Consider the following 15,736-nt stretch of genomic DNA (forward strand, 5'->3'; position numbering starts at 1 on the left):
TTTTTTTTATGAGCATGTTTTACGAGCATCTTTTATGAGCATCTTTATTGGTATTGACCCAGGCTCACGTCTGACAGGGTATGGCATCATTCGGTTGAGTGGGGATAAACTTGAACATTTGGATGCAGGCACGATTCATGCTTACAGCCAAGGGGAAACCATGCCCGAGCGGCTCAAGCGGATATTTGATGGGATTAGCCGTATCGTTGAGCATTATCAAAAATACACCAATGAACCCATGACCGCTGCCATCGAGCAAGTATTTATGGCATCAAACCCCGATACCGCGCTCAAGCTTGGGCAGGCGCGGGGTGCAGCGATTGCCGCTATGGTTGCCAAAGATTTGCAAGTAGCTGAATATACCGCACGGCAAATCAAACAAGCGGTATGTGGCTATGGCGCGGCAGACAAAGAGCAGATTCAGCTTATGGTCATGCGTTTGTTGAGCCTTGAGATACAGCCGCAAGCGGATGCGGCAGATGGCTTGGCGTGTGCGATTTGTCATGCCTATCATAGTCAGACACTGAATAAATTGCTCGGTGGGGCAGCGGTAATTGCTGGACAAAGCGCAGGTGGACGCTCAAAGAAAAAAGGGCGCTGGCGATTGACCGAAGTTGATTTGGGTAATTTAGGTTAAAATGCAGGTTAAAAGTTAGGTTAAAAAGCAGTGGGGTTCGCCAATCTCAAGAAAATTTTTATATCCAACAAGGCTTTTGACGGGTTTAGACTTCTTTGTCAGCATAAAAATCGCTACAATGGCATCTTTTGAAAATTGAACACAAGAAGTACCTCATGAGCCAACTAGCTACTGCAACCTTATTGATCAAATGCCAAGACCGCGCAGGCATTGTGCAAGCTGTATCCGAATTTTTTTATCGTTATGGCGCCAATATTATCAGCCTTGACCAATACTCGACTGAGCCCGAAGGCGGTCAATATTTTATGCGCCTTGAAATGGCTATCAATGATTTAGACAATATCATCGATAATATGAAAGGCAGTTTTGAGCATACCGTCGCTCGCATCTATCAAATGGAATGGAAACTATTTGACAACAGTAAACGTAAAAAAGTGGCGATTTTGGTGTCCAAATATGACCATGCACTCCTTGATTTGCTATGGCGCTGGCAACAAGGGCAACTAGATTGTGAGATTACCTGTGTCGTCAGTAATCACCATGATTTGCGCCAAGCGGTAGAAAATTTTGGTGTGCCATTTCATCAAGTGACTGTGAGCAAAGACAACAAAGTACAAGCAGAAGCCGAAATTCAAGCGCTGGTAAAAGACTGTGATTTGTTGGTGCTGGCGCGCTATATGCAGATTTTATCGGCTGAATTTACCGCCGCTTGGCACATGAAAATTATCAATATTCACCACTCATTTTTGCCAGCCTTTGTCGGCGCCGATCCATACCGCCAAGCCTATGAAAAAGGCGTCAAACTGATTGGTGCCACCGCGCATTATGTCACAGCCGACCTTGACCAAGGACCAATTATTGAGCAAGACGTGCACCGTGTCAGCCATCGCCACCATGTGGCAGAATTGCGGGCGATTGGGCAAGATGTCGAGCGTAGCGTGCTGACCCGTGCCGTGCGTTGGCATCTACAAAACCGTGTGATTGTTACAGGCAATAAAACGGTGGTATTTAACTAATTTTTCATCCGTTATTTGCTATCATTGCAGTTTATCTTGTTATATGAGGGCGTAGGTTTTACGCCCTTCTCATGACTATAAAAATAATTGACTATAAAAATAATCTACCTGTGGTAGTCCTATGCCGTTATCAAAGTCGCCAGCGCCACCATCCCACACTCATTTGACTCATTATAAAACCTTAGGCTTACTGCTCACCTTATATTTGGCTCAAGGCTTGCCCGCAGGATTTATCACCCAAGCCTTGCCAGCGATTTTACGTGAATACAAAGTCTCATTAGTTGCCATTGGTTGGTCAGGGCTGATTTTGGTACCTTGGGGGCTTAAATTCCTGTGGGCTACTGTCGTGGACGGCTATTATTCACAAAAAATCGGACGCGCCAAAAGCTGGATTTTGCCGATGCAAGGGCTATCGATTGTCATACTGATTGCGGTGGCATTTTTTGAACCGCATAATTTGGCACAAACCCCTTCGGTGATGACATTGTATGGGATGTTATTTACCTTAAGCCTCATTGGGGCGACACACGATGTGGCGACCGATGGGCTAGCAACCCGTTTGCTTAAAGCGGCTATGGCGCCCAAAGAACCGCTGACCCATGATATGCCTGTGCCTAATCTTGATTCGGTGAATCAAACGACCAATCACCATCATCGCCAAAGCCAAGGCAATGCCGTACAAGTCATCGGCTATCGGCTGGGGCTGATTATCGGTGGCGGTGTTTTACTGATGCTGTTAGAACAATGGGGCTGGCGTAATAGTTTTCTTGCCATGGCGGCTTTGGTGGCAATGAATACCGTGCCCATTGTGTTTTTTAAAGAGCACGCCAACACCTCGGTTATACCTTCCAAAAAACAAGTACAGGCAGAAAAATCTGGCAGTTTGAAGGCGCTAAAAAATTACCTGAGCCACCATTATCAATATTTTTGGTCATCGCGGGAGATGCTGGCTTGGCTAGGGGTGTTATTGACCTATAAAATTGCTGATGGCATTTCAAGCGGTATGGTCAAACCGATGATGGTTGATGTTGGACTCAACTTGCAGCAAATTGGCTTTTGGGCAACTATTTTGGGCTCGGCTGCCTCAGTCGCTGGGGCAGGGGTCGCCACAATTTTGATGAAACGACTCACTCGCTTTACGTCACTGCTATATTTTAATCTTGCTCAAGCGCTGACCACAGGGTTGTATGGGTTGGTAGCTTATGGGTTTTATCATCAGTTACTGACTGATTTTTTGTGGCTCTATGTCGTCAATGCACTGGAGCATTTTTGTGCATCGTTGGCGCTGATTGCGATGCTCACAACCATTATGCATTATTCACGCCCTGCCAATGCGGGGAGTGATTTTACCGTGCAGGTTTGTCTGTTGACGGTGTTGGGCGGCTCAGCGCATTTTGCCAGCGGCTATATGGCACATTTTTTGGGCTATCAATGGCATTTTTTGGTGAGTATGCTGATTGGCTTTGTGTGCCTTGCACCAATAATTTACTGGCATAAATTACAAAATAATGAGAAATAATTTCATTTTTAATTGAATTTTAATATTTTTGACCATATTATCTATTTATATGATAAATTAGAAAATATAGATAGAGCGGAGGGGATATGGCGAAAACATTTTGGCTGAACCAAAAATATAATATCAATTTACCCATTTGGACGTTATTGTCGCCAAGTATTGCCGCTTTAGTGCTTGCGGTGCATTTGATTTGGCATCCCTCGGGTATCATCATGAATACCGTGACGGCGATTTTTTTGATGGGGTCAGTTTTTGCTGCCGTACATCACGCTGAGGTGATTGCTCACAAAGTGGGGGAGCCTTTTGGTACGTTGGTTTTGGCATTGGCGGTCACCGTGATTGAAGTGGCACTTATTTTGGCACTCATGAGTAGTAGCACACCCACCGATGCCGCGGTGCTTGCCCGTGATACGGTATTTGCAGCAGTGATGCTGATTTGTAACGGGATTATTGGTATTTGCCTGTTGATTGGTGGTATCAAAAATTACGTACAGCGTTATAGTTTGCATGGCAGTAAAGCGGCAATTAGTGTGTTATTGGCGATTGCATTAATCGTATTTATTTTACCCAATTTTACCACCTCTGCCGCAGGCGGTTTTATGATTGGCGCTCAGCTGCTGTTTGTAGCGATCTGCTGTTTGATTTTGTATGCCGCATTTATCTTTACCCAAACCATTCGTCACCGAGATTATTTTATTGCTGATGGGCAAGAAGACCTGCATCACAGTGATAATGCGCTAACCATGGCGATGAGTGTGGGATTTCTGTTTTTCAGTTTGGTGACGGTCGTAGGTCTTGCTAAAATGTTGTCGCCTGCGATGGAAGCGGCGCTGCTGGCGATGGGTATGCCAAAAATTGTGTTAGGGATTATCATTGCTGCCTTGGTACTGTTGCCTGAATCTATTGCTGCGGTAAAAGCTGCCTACAACAACCAGCTGCAAAACAGTTTAAATTTGGGGCTAGGCTCTGCTTTGGCGTCTATTTCGTTGACAATTCCTGTTATCGCGCTTTATTCAATCTTCACAGCAACGCCCGTCATGTTTGGGTTGTCTGCTAAAGAAGGGCTAATGCTAGTCATTACGCTGATGATAACCATCAATACTTTAAGTACCGGGCGCACCACTTTTTTACATGGCATCATCCATTTGGTCATGTTAGGCACTTTTGTGTTTTTCTCCATTATCCCCTAAAGGAATAAATGGCATAGAAAATTGGCGTAATAAATGACGTAGTAAATGAAAGACTACTTGCAATCAGTAACATTCCTTTACTAAATACTTATGCTCATCAATTTAAGTTTTTGCTAATCTAGAGGGCAACTAGAATAACGCCATCATTAACACGATTATCGTTGTAGTGATTTGAGGTCGTTCTAGTCATTTGAGGTGTTGAAACGATCATTTAAGAGTTTCAACGAACCATACATTAAAAATTGTGCATTAAAATATTACAATATAAGGAAAAACAAATGGGACTATTTAGTTTTGCAAAAGACATCGGTGATAAAATCTTTCATCGTAACAAAGACGCTGCGCCAGCATCGACACCTGCATCAAATGTTGCACCAACCGCAGCGCCTGCGGCTTCTACTGAGCCATCTGCACAAGAGATCGCAAACTTATTGATTCAGCGCATCCAACAAAATGCCAAAATTGACAATCTATCAGTCAACTATGACGGTAACACTGACAAAGTAACTATTAATGGTTCTGCTGCTAACCAAGCAGAGCGCGAAAAAGCCATTCTAGCGGCAGGTAATGTACAGTATGTTGCACAAGTGGAAGACAACATCACGGTTGCGACGCAAGAGCCAGAATCTCGTATGTACACAGTGAAATCAGGCGATACGCTGTCAAAAATTTCAAAAGAAGTGTATGGCGATACCAACCAATACAACAAAATCTTTGAAGCCAACAAACCATTACTCTCTGACCCAAACAAAATCTATCCAGGTCAAGTGCTTCGTATCCCAGCTTAATTTTTACCTTAAGCCTTTTAAAAAACCAGTGACTCCTGTCGCTGGTTTTTTTATAAAAAAATTTGCATATCGATAAATAAAGTTTTAAGGATAAACCATGAAAAACCAAAAACAATTAATTAAATTGGGCGAGCAACTGGAGAAAAATCCGTCAATCGCTCAATCCAATTTGGCTGTTAAACCCCGTAATTACTTGGCGTTAAATCCGCTTTTGCAAAAAGGCGGACTGCATGAAAAAGACGATGTCGAAATCGCCCGCAAAAAACAGCGGCGACAAACCAAGCAGGATTTGCGAAAACAAGTTTGGCGACAGGAAGCGTAATAACCAAACACCCCAGATTTTGGGGTGTTTAGTTGACGCCTATACAATATAAACTTATTCAAATACCACGTCTGCGCCATCGGCTATCGTGCCATACAGACTTAGCGCATCCCAATTGGTCAAACGCACACAACCGTGTGATTTTTGCGCGCTGATTAACTCAGGCTCAGGCGAGCCATGAATACCATAACTCCGTTTTGATAACCCAATCCAAGCACGCCCCACAGGGTTGTTGGGTCCTGGTGGTAGCCACTTTTCTTTGGAAGAAAAATCAGTATTATAGGTGGGGTTTAATACCCGATTTTTAACTTTTAAGGTGCCAGAGGGTGAGGGGGTGTAATTAGAGCCGACTGTTGTCGGGTAGCTTGCAACAAGCTCACCACTAGCAGCATAGGCGTACAAGATATTTTTCTTTTTATCGCTCACAACCTTAGTCACTTCCGTCATATTGGGCTGATAAGGATTGTAGACGGTGATAATATTACCTGCTTTGAGTGGCGTGGTGGGGTTTAATCGACTTACCAGCTTTTGGCTCATATGGAACTTTTCAGCTACTGCTTCACGCGCTGATTTGTATTGCATGTCTCTGGGCACTTTGGTAATCACCAAATCATCGCGCGTTAGCTGATAATTGATAAAAATCGGCTGCTTATTTAACGTCTCGTTGCTGGTTAACGCTGACCAAGTGGCTTCATTCATCGTGGTGGTTACGGGCAGATTGTGTTTTTGCTGAAAAATCTGCATCGCTTTGATGGTATTTTTATTCATTATTCCTGTCAGTGCACCCACACTATGCCCATGCCAGTTAAGCAGGGCTTGGGTCTTAAATACCAGCAGTTCATCAGGTTTAATGGACACTTGTTTTGATGGTAACGCGTCTTTGTTAGCCACGGATGACGGATTGTCATTAGCCGATTGTTTGAGCGCAGCATAGTCAATAGTTGATTGAAAACCCGTCACAGATGGGGTCGCTGAGGCAGGCGGGGTTGATGCGGCTTGTGACGCCACCACCGCAGAGGCAGGCATGGTTTTTAATTCAATAGCGCCTTTGGGTGACCAACTCACTTGGTTTACTTGCTGGGCAACCATCGGTAAATTATCAGTGGTATAGGCAATCTCTGGCAAGGCTTGTTTCAGTCGTTGCTGCACCAAGCTTGCGCCAATAAACTGTTGACTGACATTGGCTTTTAGCGTTGGGGCAGGCGAAGAGGCAGCGACACTTGCGGTTGTACTGGCTGCAGTACTAGTACTAGCTATAGTACTTGCTGTCGCAACTGTGGGTACATCCATCGCTTGATTGGGTGACTGTTGACAGGCAGATAAACTGATAGCAAGCAGTAGGCTTGTAAAGCAAGGTAAGATTTTATGATAAGAAGACATAGTCATTGAATTTTAAGAAAAATTTAGCAAGTGAGGATGGAAGGTCATCGAGGTTTTAGAGAAACGATAATGGCATACTATAATAAAACTCGGTTGAAGATAAGCAGGATTTTACAAATTTTTCAAAAAAATGTTGGCAAAAAATGCTATAAAAAAAGGCAGGTTAGACCAGCTAACACTACCTTTGATGCAGGGTAAAAATTAGGATAATCAAAGATTATAAGTTAGCGATGACCGCATCACCCATGTCTGAACAAGAAACCAGCGTGGTGCCTTGTTCAAAGATATCGCCTGTGCGTAACCCTTGCTGCAATACTTTTTGCACTGCTTGCTCAACTTGCGTGGCACGGGTTTCATCATTGAGGCTATAACGTAACAGCATCGCCAATGACAAAATGGTTGCCAACGGGTTGGCTTTATTTTGACCTGCGATATCAGGGGCAGAACCATGCGATGGTTCATATAGCCCTTTGCCTGTGTCATTTAAGCTCGCGGATGGTAGCATACCAATAGAGCCAGTCAGCATCGAGGCTTGATCTGATAAAATATCGCCAAAAATATTGCCAGTGGCAATCACATCAAACTGTTTTGGGGCTTTAACCAGCTGCATCGCTGCATTGTCGACATACATGTGAGTCAATTCAACATCTGGGTATTCGGCAGCGACTTCAGTGAAAATCTGCTTCCAAAACTCTGTGGTCTCAAGTACGTTGGCTTTATCAACTGAGCAGAGTTTTTTACCGCGTTTTTGCGCCGCTTCAAAAGCGACTTTGGCAATACGGCGAATTTCTGATTCGCTGTATTTCATGGTGTTGTAGCCTTCTTTCTCGCCGTTTTCAAGCGTGCGAATACCGCGTGGTTCACCAAAATAAATATCGCCGGTGAGCTCACGGACAATCAAAATATCTAAGCCAGATACCACCTCAGGTTTTAAAGTTGAGGCATTGGCAAGCTCTGGATAAAGAATGGCTGGGCGAAGATTGGCAAATAGATTTAAGTCTTTACGAATCGCCAGTAATCCACGCTCTGGGCGCACTGAGCGTTCAAGGTTATCATACTGTGGGCCACCGACAGCACCGAGCAATACTGCATCAGCCTTGCGGCACAGATTTTGGGTAGCTTCTGGATAGGGTGAGCCATGCGCATCATACGCTGAGCCACCTAACAGCCCATACTCATAGCGAGCGTCTAATCCTTGCTCGATTAATTTGTCCAATACTTTGACAGCTTGTCCAATGATTTCAGGACCAATACCATCACCTTGTAATACGGCAATTTGTTTTGTCATGTTACTTCCTTCACGTTAATCCACAACTTTTTGCTGACAACGCAGCTTTTAAAATTTTGTTAGTTTCTAAAAAATAATTGAATCAGGCGTTATTGAATGACGCTTTTTTGAGAGGCGCTTTTGCGTGAGGCTTTAAGGTGCATCTATAAAGCCACCTTTACAAATTCATTCGATAAAGCGCCTTGCTGATTGGGTTTTTTACACCATTGATTGGTAAGTTTGGCATTTTCATACAAATCAATACACAGTGGCGTTGGGGCAGACTGCGCTAGCAAACTATAATCGGTCTTTTGAATTTGGCGGTAGGCTTTGAGCTCATAGCGTTTACCGCTTTCAAAACGATGGATAAAACTAAAACTTTCAACTGTCGTCAAATCTTCATCCAAATAAAAACGGGTGGCAACCATGTGCTGACCACTGGGAAAACTTACTAAGTAATTTGGTATAGTAGATTTGCTCTGCGGCTTACTCATCAAAGGTGTGACGGTCACTGGGCTAGTCACTGAGCTATGGTTGCCAAGTGTTGCGCTCGGGGCGTGAGTCGATTGATTGATAATTGACAACTTGCCAATACGATTGATTTCACAGGCATAGATACCCGTACATTTTAGTGTGCTTTTGCCTGTAGCAATCGGTTGCGGCGTTGTTACCACAGAGGGTTTGGCACGTGCGCTTGGCTGCTTCGTCATTGATTGACAGCCGGATAGTGCCACTGCCGAACAAATTGCAATGGCTACAACAGGCAAACAGTCAGGGTGAAAAAAGCGCTTAGTGAACATCATGGTCGTTATTCCCTCAAATCAAAAAAAGCAATTAAAAAATTGCAGTAACAGGGTGCCTGCCATAGTTAGATGATGATAATCATGGCGGATGATGCCATGATTTAAACACAGTCATAGGCAAGCTAAAATGTGACTAACATAACCAATATCCCAACCTTTGTCAAAATGCCTTTTTTATACGCGACTTATACGCAGGTTGGGATAGATGATGAATAAACCATCAATGATAAATCATCAATCATCAATGATGAAACGCTACTGACATTGTACATTTACCTAACCAAGCAGCACCTTAAGCCGCCCCTGTGCCAAATACCCAAGGGCGTGATTGTTTGGCGTTCTCTTCATACGCTTTGATGCTATCAGCTTGCTGTAAGGTAAGACCAATATCGTCTAAACCGTTGAGCAGACAGTGCTTACGAAACTCATCGACGTCAAACGCATAGCTTTTGCCAGAGGGGGAAATCACTTGCTGTTTTTCTAAATCCACGGTTAATTGATAGCCATCTTGGGCAAAACATTCGGCAAACAATTCACTGACCGCATCTTCGCTTAAAATCACTGGCAACATGCCGTTTTTAAAGCAGTTGTTGTAGAAAATATCGGCAAAACTGGGCGCAATCACCGTTCGAAAACCGTATTCTTCGAGTGCCCAAGGCGCATGCTCACGGCTTGAACCACAACCAAAGTTTTTACGCGCAAGCAAAATGTTAGCACCTTGATAACGGGGCTGATTCAAAATAAAATCAGGGTTAATGGGGCGTTTGCTATTGTCTTGACCAGGATAGCCTTCGTCCAAATAACGCCATTCATCAAATAGATTGGCACCAAACCCTGTGCGTTTGATAGATTTCAAAAACTGTTTTGGAATGATTTGGTCAGTGTCCACGTTTGAGCGGTCTAGCGGGCAGACAATGCCTTGCTCAAGGGTATATTTTTTCATAGTTCTACCTTAATAATTTCTCACGTCAACAAAATGACCGGCTAATGCGGCAGCGGCGGCCATGGCAGGGCTGACCAAATGGGTGCGTCCGCCATTGCCCTGACGACCTTCAAAGTTACGATTCGAGGTACTGGCGCAATGTTCTTTTGGCTGCAATTTATCCGCGTTCATGGCGAGGCACATCGAGCAGCCTGGCTCCCGCCATTCAAAACCCGCTGCGGTAAAGATTTTATCCAGACCTTCGCTTTCTGCTTGTTGTTTAACCAACCCAGAACCGGCTACCACAATCGCTTCTTTGACGCTATCTGCGACTCTGCGACCTTTGATAACCGCCGCCGCCGCGCGAATATCTTCAATACGTGAGTTGGTACAAGAGCCGATAAACACCCGATCGACTTTGATGTCAGTGACCGGTTGGCCTGCGGTCAAACCCATATACTCATAAGCGCGTGTCCAAGCGTCTTTTTGGACGTCATCTTTTGCCGCATCTAGGGTAGGGACGTGCGCGCTGATATCCACCACCATCTCAGGGGATGTGCCCCAAGATACTTGGGGTGCGATGTCCGCGCCTGCCATCTCAATGACGGTATCAAACACGGCATCGGCATCTGAGTGTAGGGTTTGCCAGTAAGCCACGGCTTTATCCCACATTTCACCCGTAGGCGCGTAGGGACGACCTTTGACGTATTCAATGGTGGTGTCATCAACTGCCACCATACCAACGCGCGCACCGGCTTCAATCGCCATGTTACACACGGTCATACGTCCTTCCATGCTCATGTCACGGAACACATCGCCTGCAAATTCAATGGCGTAACCTGTGCCACCCGCGGTGCCGATTTTTGCAATAATCGCTAGTACCACGTCTTTTGGCGTGACACCTTCACCCAATTTGCCATCGACTTTGATAAGCATATTTTTCATCTTGGTTTGCACAAGACACTGTGTTGCCAATACATGCTCAACTTCACTGGTACCGATGCCGTGGGCAAGACAGCCTAACGCACCATGGGTTGCGGTATGTGAGTCGCCACATACCACGGTCATCCCAGGTAATACCAAACCTTGTTCTGGGCCTACCACATGCACAATGCCTTGGCGCACGTCATTGATGGTAAATTCAGTGATATTAAATTTGGCACAGTTTTCATCGAGTGTGGCTACTTGCAAGCGAGAGACGTCATCTTTAATACCTGCCACCCCTTCTTTACGTTCGCTTGCCACTGTTGGAACATTATGGTCAGGGGTGGCGACGTTTGCTGACAAACGCCAAGGGTCACGATTGGCTAATGACAAGCCTTCAAATGCTTGCGGGCTTGTGACTTCGTGTAATAAATGACGGTCGATATAGATAAGACTAGAACCGTCGTCTCGTTGATTGACTAAGTGGTCTTGCCAAAGTTTATCATAAAGCGTTTGTGCTGCCATGACACATATCCTATGGTTTTTTTATAAAGGGGCGTAGTAATTGGGTACACAATAACGCCATTATAACAAAGAAAAATGATAATTTTAATTGATGATTTTTATATTTTATAAAAATTTTAGGAATGTATTGGACGATTAAATAAATTGTATTTGTCCATACGTTATCTTATAATCTTATTTAATGTATTTTTTAAAGAATGAAACTTTTATTTATATCAAATGGTAGGATTTTATTGTTGGGGGAAAGATGAATACCACAAATTTAAATACTTTTTTAGCGGTTATGCAAACAGGTAGTATCTCGCAGGCGGCTGATAAATTATTTATTACACAGCCTGCAGTAAGTAAGCGTATCAAAAACTTAGAAGACGAATTTGATGTCACCCTTTTTGATACAGTGGGTCGTGGTATTATCCCAACCCAAGCGGCGCATGACTTGATACCCCATGCCAAACGCTGGCTAGATGATTACGATAATCTAAAAATTAATCTTAAAAACCGCCAGCAAACGGTATCAGGCAAACTGATTATTGGTACCAGTCATCATATTGGCTTACATCATCTGCCAGCTGTCCTCAAACAATTTATCCAAAGCTATCCTGCAGTACAGCTTGAAGTGCATTTTGTCGATTCTGAGCAAGCGCATAAAGCAGTCCTTGATGGCGACTTGTCGTTGGCTTTTTTAACCCTACCCCCTGTGTATGATAAACGTCTAAATTATCATATGCTATGGTCAGATCCGCTGCATTTTGTGACCGGCATTTTATCGCCACTGGCGCATAAAATGAACGTGACGCTTGAGCAATTGGCCAACTATCCAGCGATTTTACCCGCCGCCAATACCTTTACCAGTCAAATCACTTTAGCCGAATTTGCCAAATATAACTTAAAACCGTATGCCACCATGAGCACCAATCCGCTGGAGTCGATTCGTATGTTGGTATCGGTTGGGCTAGGCTGGTCGGTGTTACCGCAGACGTTAGTCAATCAAGATTTACAGCCGATTAATATGGATACACCTGTTGAGTTACAACGCTATTTGGGGTTGGTCACTAACCCCAATATCACGGTATCTGCAAGCATGGCAGCCTTGCTTGACATGTTAGGATTAGAGATGGATGGTAAACATCGCGATTAATGGTTCGACATAAAAAAAAGCCTATCGATGTGATAGGCTTTTTTTATGAGACTTATTTTTTCTGATAAGTTAAACGCAGCCCATAAATCCAAGCATCGTTGTTTTGGAAATCACCCACTAAGTCGCCATTGGGGATTTTTGATTTGGCATCGCCAAACATCAAATATTTCACGCCTGCTGACACGGCGACTTCGGGTGTAACATTGTACTTGGCGCCTAGACCCACATTCCAATGACCTTCGACAGGCCCTAAGGTGGTGGTGGGATCACCCGCGCCGCTATCCCAACCCACTGAGCCTGATACCGCCCATTGATTACTTAATTTTTTACCCAAGCCCACTTCTGCTGCCCAGCCATCATCTGAGTAATCAACCAAGTTTAAACCATTGGGATATAGGGGTTTAAAATCCGCGCCGGTGGCTTTTTTGGTCGTTGCATTATACAAAGGCGGTTTGATTGAAAAATCACTCCAAGGTACCCAGCGCAGTTTTGCGGTCAATAGCGTGGTTGGGTTTAGACCTGTTTGAAAGTCAACATTCACGGATTTTGGGGTAGTGATGGTCATGTCATAACTGCCTGATTCGCCAGTTGCTGGCATGTATTCATACGCTACGGTGTCATGATCAATTTCAGAGCGATAAGTCAACGCCGCTTTAAGCGCAATTTCAGGTTTGCTATAGGCCAAACCTGCCATCCAACCATAACCATTCGATTGGGCAAAGATACCATCATAACCTTGGGTCGAATTGTAGGCTGTACCGCGTAAATGCACTTCACCTTCTAATTTTTGTAATACCGGCCCGCCATATACTTGCCAGTTATTTTTTTCGCCAAATTTGACCCCCACCAAACCCGTGAAGTTTTTACTATCAACGGAGGCATTGGTACCTTCGTTGGGATGCTGAGCGATATTGCTTGCTAGATTGTAGGCTACCCCTGCTTGCTGTGCGGTTTTAACCGCGTTAGCTGCGTTATAAGCGAGTGTTTGGTTGGTTGGATCTGCTTTTGCAGCGGCGGCGGCAGTTTTTGCAGCTGTGGCGGCTGCTAGCGCCGCTTGTCCTGCAGCAGCAACCTGCTGCGCGCTGACTGTACCATTAACAAAGTTATTATTGCCTGTGAACTCAACATCCGCGCCCCACGGTTGGTCAAAAAACACACCCACACTGACTTTATCATTGATGTCTGCTTTTGCCCCATAATTGATAAAATCATAGTTTAGCGCCATGTTGTTGGTATCGCGACCTTCTTCGTACGTGGTTGGCGAAGGGGTGGTGGCCGCATTGTCTTTGCCAGTAATCGATGGGTCAATGGTGATTCGTTCGATGTAAGCAAAAGTGCCATCTTGGGTAAAACCCCAACTTAGCTGAGTTGAGCGGTCGAGCCCTGCGGCATGGGCAGCGCTAGCAAATGGAATGCTGGCAATAGCGAGTGTTAAGGATTGCAATCTTAATGACATGAAATACTCCCTTTTACATGGATATTGATATAGTGCGAATTGGAGAGCTTGCTAAAGGTTGCTAAAAGGCATGAAAAACTTAGACAGGGTAGTGAGGCCTTCCAATGGACCCACAAAGAATAGTTAAAAACTTACGCCTTGACAACTTATGGCTTACAAAAATAGCGCCAATTTCTGACCTGATAAGTCATTAATAGCGTATTTACAATAACACAGAAATAAAAAAACACCGATTAATATAATCGGTGTTTGAGTCAAAACATGACAAAGTATTAATTTACTCTAGCCAGATTCATTTCCATTTTTTTACCATCATTGTTTTGAACGACTTTAACAGGCAGATAATCAAGTTTTGGGGCTAACCAAAAACTGGTTTGACGGTCTTTGTCATCATGCACGCGATCGATACGCACCACGTCAAAAGTACCCGCTGGCACGGTAATGCGAGTCATGGCAGATTTTTTGAAGGGCACCGCTTCAACGGTATTGCGATCTGCCATGTAATAGTTACCACGGAATTTGCCTGCTTTTAAATCTTCCCGAATTTGAATTTCCAAACTTAAATCATCATACGCAGGCTGTGGCAAAGCAATGACTTTATTTTGACCTTTATAATTGGTGACCAGTTGTTTTTTTGCGTTATTAAAGTTCAAGGTGGTAGTTCGACCCGTCCCCAAAATTTTGTATTGGGTTAACGCGCTCACCGGTAAGATAGCGCCATTGGCATTGACAAAATTGGCGGTTTGCTTGGCACTGGCTAATTTACCGACACTTGCATTAACGTTATAAAAATACTGATTGCCAGTTTGGGTCAATACACGGCTTGCGGTGCCATTGTATTTGCCTTCAATATTAAAATTATAGGTTGCATTAAAAGGGGCAACTGCTGCATTCGCCATAGAGGTGATAGCCATCGCTGACACGAGTGAAGTACTTACTAGCAGTTTTTTTACTAAAGAATTTTTCATGTTTCATCCATCAGATAACGTTCATCAGATAAGGTTAAATCTATTTGCTATGCATACAGTAGTATTGACGGCAAGCAAATACAAGCCAGTTAACAAAAGATTGTGGTTGTGCAATAAACGGCAGTCTTTATGCGGTATTTGGGTGAAGGGGTTAAAAAATTGACAACAAATTGCAAAATTTCTCAAATTTATGCTTGAACAAATTGGCATACATCCCCACAGTATAGACAGTGAATTGATAACATGTGATAAGCATATGATTATTTATGCAAACAGATAGTTATCATCTTTTTGTGGTCGGCAAAATAGCGGTGGTCTTTTGAGCTAACCTCTGAGCTGATCACAGCTTTCAAAGCTAACTACGGCTTTCAAACAATAATTTAACAGTTAATTTATGGAGTAGATTATGGCAATTCGTCCTTTACATGATCGTATCGTGGTGCGTCGCAGCGAAGAAGAACAAAAAACAGCTGGCGGTTTATTACTAGCAGGCGGCGCCCAAGAAAAACCGTCTCAAGGTGAAGTGATTGCAGTAGGTAATGGTCAAATCCGTGAAAACGGTGATGTACGTGCGCTCGATGTCAAAGTCGGCGACAAAGTACTCTTTGGTCAATACGCCGGCTCAACGGTTAAAGTAGATGGTGAAGAATTATTGATTATGAAAGAAAGCGATGTATTGGGTGTGATTGAAGGTTAATCAGTCACTGTTTTAAACAATCGTTTTTTACCTAAAAGCTAATTTACTTAGTCTTAATTTACCTAGCGTTAATTTACCCAGTGTTACTCTAACTGGTTAAGTGCTTGGTAAAGTAATTGATAGCAACCGTGGTAGCAATTTGACTACCTTATAATACAAATAAAAACTTATAATTTGGAGAATT

15 protein-coding genes are annotated in these 15,736 nt (G+C 43.8%); 8 read left to right on the top strand and 7 right to left on the bottom strand.

Features of this window, described 5'->3' with window-relative positions; all coding sequences use genetic code 11:
• The first annotated feature begins 34 nt into the window (after positions 1–34).
• From ruvC to RTN07_RS08035, 6 genes are all read left to right on the top strand, one after another.
• Positions 35–637 carry a crossover junction endodeoxyribonuclease RuvC gene (gene ruvC / locus RTN07_RS08010; protein WP_065252964.1) on the top strand — a complete coding sequence of 201 codons (603 nt, stop codon included), beginning with the start codon at positions 35–37 and terminating at the stop codon, positions 635–637.
• 155 nt (positions 638–792) lie between these two features.
• Entirely contained in the window at positions 793–1,653 is an 861-nt protein-coding gene (gene purU / locus RTN07_RS08015) for a formyltetrahydrofolate deformylase (RefSeq protein ID WP_065252963.1), read from the top strand.
• Between the two features lie 121 nt (positions 1,654–1,774).
• Entirely contained in the window at positions 1,775–3,172 is a 1,398-nt protein-coding gene (locus RTN07_RS08020; protein WP_312177253.1) for an MFS transporter, read from the top strand.
• An 86-nt stretch (positions 3,173–3,258) separates the two neighbouring features.
• Positions 3,259–4,362: a calcium:cation antiporter gene (locus RTN07_RS08025; protein ID WP_312177254.1), complete on the top strand. Its 1,104-nt coding sequence runs from the start codon at positions 3,259–3,261 to the stop codon at positions 4,360–4,362.
• Between the two features lie 278 nt (positions 4,363–4,640).
• Positions 4,641–5,150: a peptidoglycan-binding protein LysM gene (gene lysM, locus RTN07_RS08030; RefSeq protein ID WP_007114907.1), complete on the top strand. Its 510-nt coding sequence runs from the start codon at positions 4,641–4,643 to the stop codon at positions 5,148–5,150.
• Positions 5,151–5,247: 97 nt separating this feature from the next.
• Positions 5,248–5,472, top strand: coding sequence for a hypothetical protein (locus RTN07_RS08035; protein ID WP_050325040.1), 225 nt, complete (start codon positions 5,248–5,250; stop codon positions 5,470–5,472).
• 54 nt (positions 5,473–5,526) lie between these two features.
• On the opposite strand, the gene RTN07_RS08040 is transcribed toward RTN07_RS08035, so the two are convergent.
• The 5 genes from RTN07_RS08040 to leuC form a co-directional block, all read right to left on the bottom strand.
• Positions 5,527–6,852, bottom strand: coding sequence for a L,D-transpeptidase family protein (locus RTN07_RS08040; RefSeq protein WP_312177256.1), 1,326 nt, complete (start codon positions 6,850–6,852; stop codon positions 5,527–5,529).
• Positions 6,853–7,069: 217 nt separating this feature from the next.
• Complete coding sequence (gene leuB / locus RTN07_RS08045) at positions 7,070–8,140, bottom strand: 3-isopropylmalate dehydrogenase (protein WP_312177259.1); 1,071 nt, start codon at positions 8,138–8,140, stop codon at positions 7,070–7,072.
• Positions 8,141–8,283: 143 nt separating this feature from the next.
• Positions 8,284–8,922, bottom strand: a complete 639-nt coding sequence (locus RTN07_RS08050) for a hypothetical protein (RefSeq protein ID WP_312177260.1) — start codon at positions 8,920–8,922, stop codon at positions 8,284–8,286.
• Between the two features lie 292 nt (positions 8,923–9,214).
• Positions 9,215–9,865 carry a 3-isopropylmalate dehydratase small subunit gene (gene leuD, locus RTN07_RS08055; protein ID WP_007114912.1) on the bottom strand — a complete coding sequence of 217 codons (651 nt, stop codon included), beginning with the start codon at positions 9,863–9,865 and terminating at the stop codon, positions 9,215–9,217.
• 9 nt (positions 9,866–9,874) lie between these two features.
• Positions 9,875–11,293: a 3-isopropylmalate dehydratase large subunit gene (leuC, locus tag RTN07_RS08060; protein ID WP_065252956.1), complete on the bottom strand. Its 1,419-nt coding sequence runs from the start codon at positions 11,291–11,293 to the stop codon at positions 9,875–9,877.
• A gap of 247 nt (positions 11,294–11,540) precedes the next feature.
• On the opposite strand from leuC, the gene RTN07_RS08065 reads away from it, so the two are divergent.
• Entirely contained in the window at positions 11,541–12,431 is an 891-nt protein-coding gene (locus RTN07_RS08065; protein ID WP_060994372.1) for a LysR family transcriptional regulator, read from the top strand.
• Positions 12,432–12,483: 52 nt separating this feature from the next.
• Here the strand turns inward: RTN07_RS08065 and RTN07_RS08070 are convergent, their stop codons facing one another.
• Positions 12,484–13,887, bottom strand: coding sequence for an outer membrane protein transport protein (locus RTN07_RS08070; RefSeq protein ID WP_312177265.1), 1,404 nt, complete (start codon positions 13,885–13,887; stop codon positions 12,484–12,486).
• Positions 13,888–14,159: 272 nt separating this feature from the next.
• Complete coding sequence (locus RTN07_RS08075; RefSeq protein ID WP_203172094.1) at positions 14,160–14,855, bottom strand: DUF3108 domain-containing protein; 696 nt, start codon at positions 14,853–14,855, stop codon at positions 14,160–14,162.
• A 403-nt stretch (positions 14,856–15,258) separates the two neighbouring features.
• Here RTN07_RS08075 and RTN07_RS08080 point away from each other — a divergent pair, with 403 nt between their 5' ends.
• Positions 15,259–15,552: a co-chaperone GroES gene (locus RTN07_RS08080; RefSeq protein WP_197931485.1), complete on the top strand. Its 294-nt coding sequence runs from the start codon at positions 15,259–15,261 to the stop codon at positions 15,550–15,552.
• The last annotated feature ends 184 nt before the right edge of the window (positions 15,553–15,736 follow it).

This window comes from Moraxella sp. CTOTU46934 (genome assembly GCF_031979465.1).
GTDB classification, from domain to species: Bacteria; Pseudomonadota; Gammaproteobacteria; order Pseudomonadales; family Moraxellaceae; genus Faucicola; species Faucicola tetraodonis.

Bases quoted from the DNA above. Each gene is read 5' to 3' on its own strand.
- ruvC (WP_065252964.1), top strand. From the start codon at position 35: ATGAGCATCTTTATTGGTATTGACCCAGGCTCACGTCTGACAGGGTAT.
- purU (WP_065252963.1), top strand. From the start codon at position 793: ATGAGCCAACTAGCTACTGCAACCTTATTGATCAAATGCCAAGACCGC.
- RTN07_RS08020 (WP_312177253.1), top strand. From the start codon at position 1,775: ATGCCGTTATCAAAGTCGCCAGCGCCACCATCCCACACTCATTTGACT.
- RTN07_RS08025 (WP_312177254.1), top strand. From the start codon at position 3,259: ATGGCGAAAACATTTTGGCTGAACCAAAAATATAATATCAATTTACCC.
- lysM (WP_007114907.1), top strand. From the start codon at position 4,641: ATGGGACTATTTAGTTTTGCAAAAGACATCGGTGATAAAATCTTTCAT.
- RTN07_RS08035 (WP_050325040.1), top strand. From the start codon at position 5,248: ATGAAAAACCAAAAACAATTAATTAAATTGGGCGAGCAACTGGAGAAA.
- RTN07_RS08040 (WP_312177256.1), bottom strand. From the start codon at position 6,852: ATGTCTTCTTATCATAAAATCTTACCTTGCTTTACAAGCCTACTGCTT.
- leuB (WP_312177259.1), bottom strand. From the start codon at position 8,140: ATGACAAAACAAATTGCCGTATTACAAGGTGATGGTATTGGTCCTGAA.
- RTN07_RS08050 (WP_312177260.1), bottom strand. From the start codon at position 8,922: ATGATGTTCACTAAGCGCTTTTTTCACCCTGACTGTTTGCCTGTTGTA.
- leuD (WP_007114912.1), bottom strand. From the start codon at position 9,865: ATGAAAAAATATACCCTTGAGCAAGGCATTGTCTGCCCGCTAGACCGC.
- leuC (WP_065252956.1), bottom strand. From the start codon at position 11,293: ATGGCAGCACAAACGCTTTATGATAAACTTTGGCAAGACCACTTAGTC.
- RTN07_RS08065 (WP_060994372.1), top strand. From the start codon at position 11,541: ATGAATACCACAAATTTAAATACTTTTTTAGCGGTTATGCAAACAGGT.
- RTN07_RS08070 (WP_312177265.1), bottom strand. From the start codon at position 13,887: ATGTCATTAAGATTGCAATCCTTAACACTCGCTATTGCCAGCATTCCA.
- RTN07_RS08075 (WP_203172094.1), bottom strand. From the start codon at position 14,855: ATGAAAAATTCTTTAGTAAAAAAACTGCTAGTAAGTACTTCACTCGTG.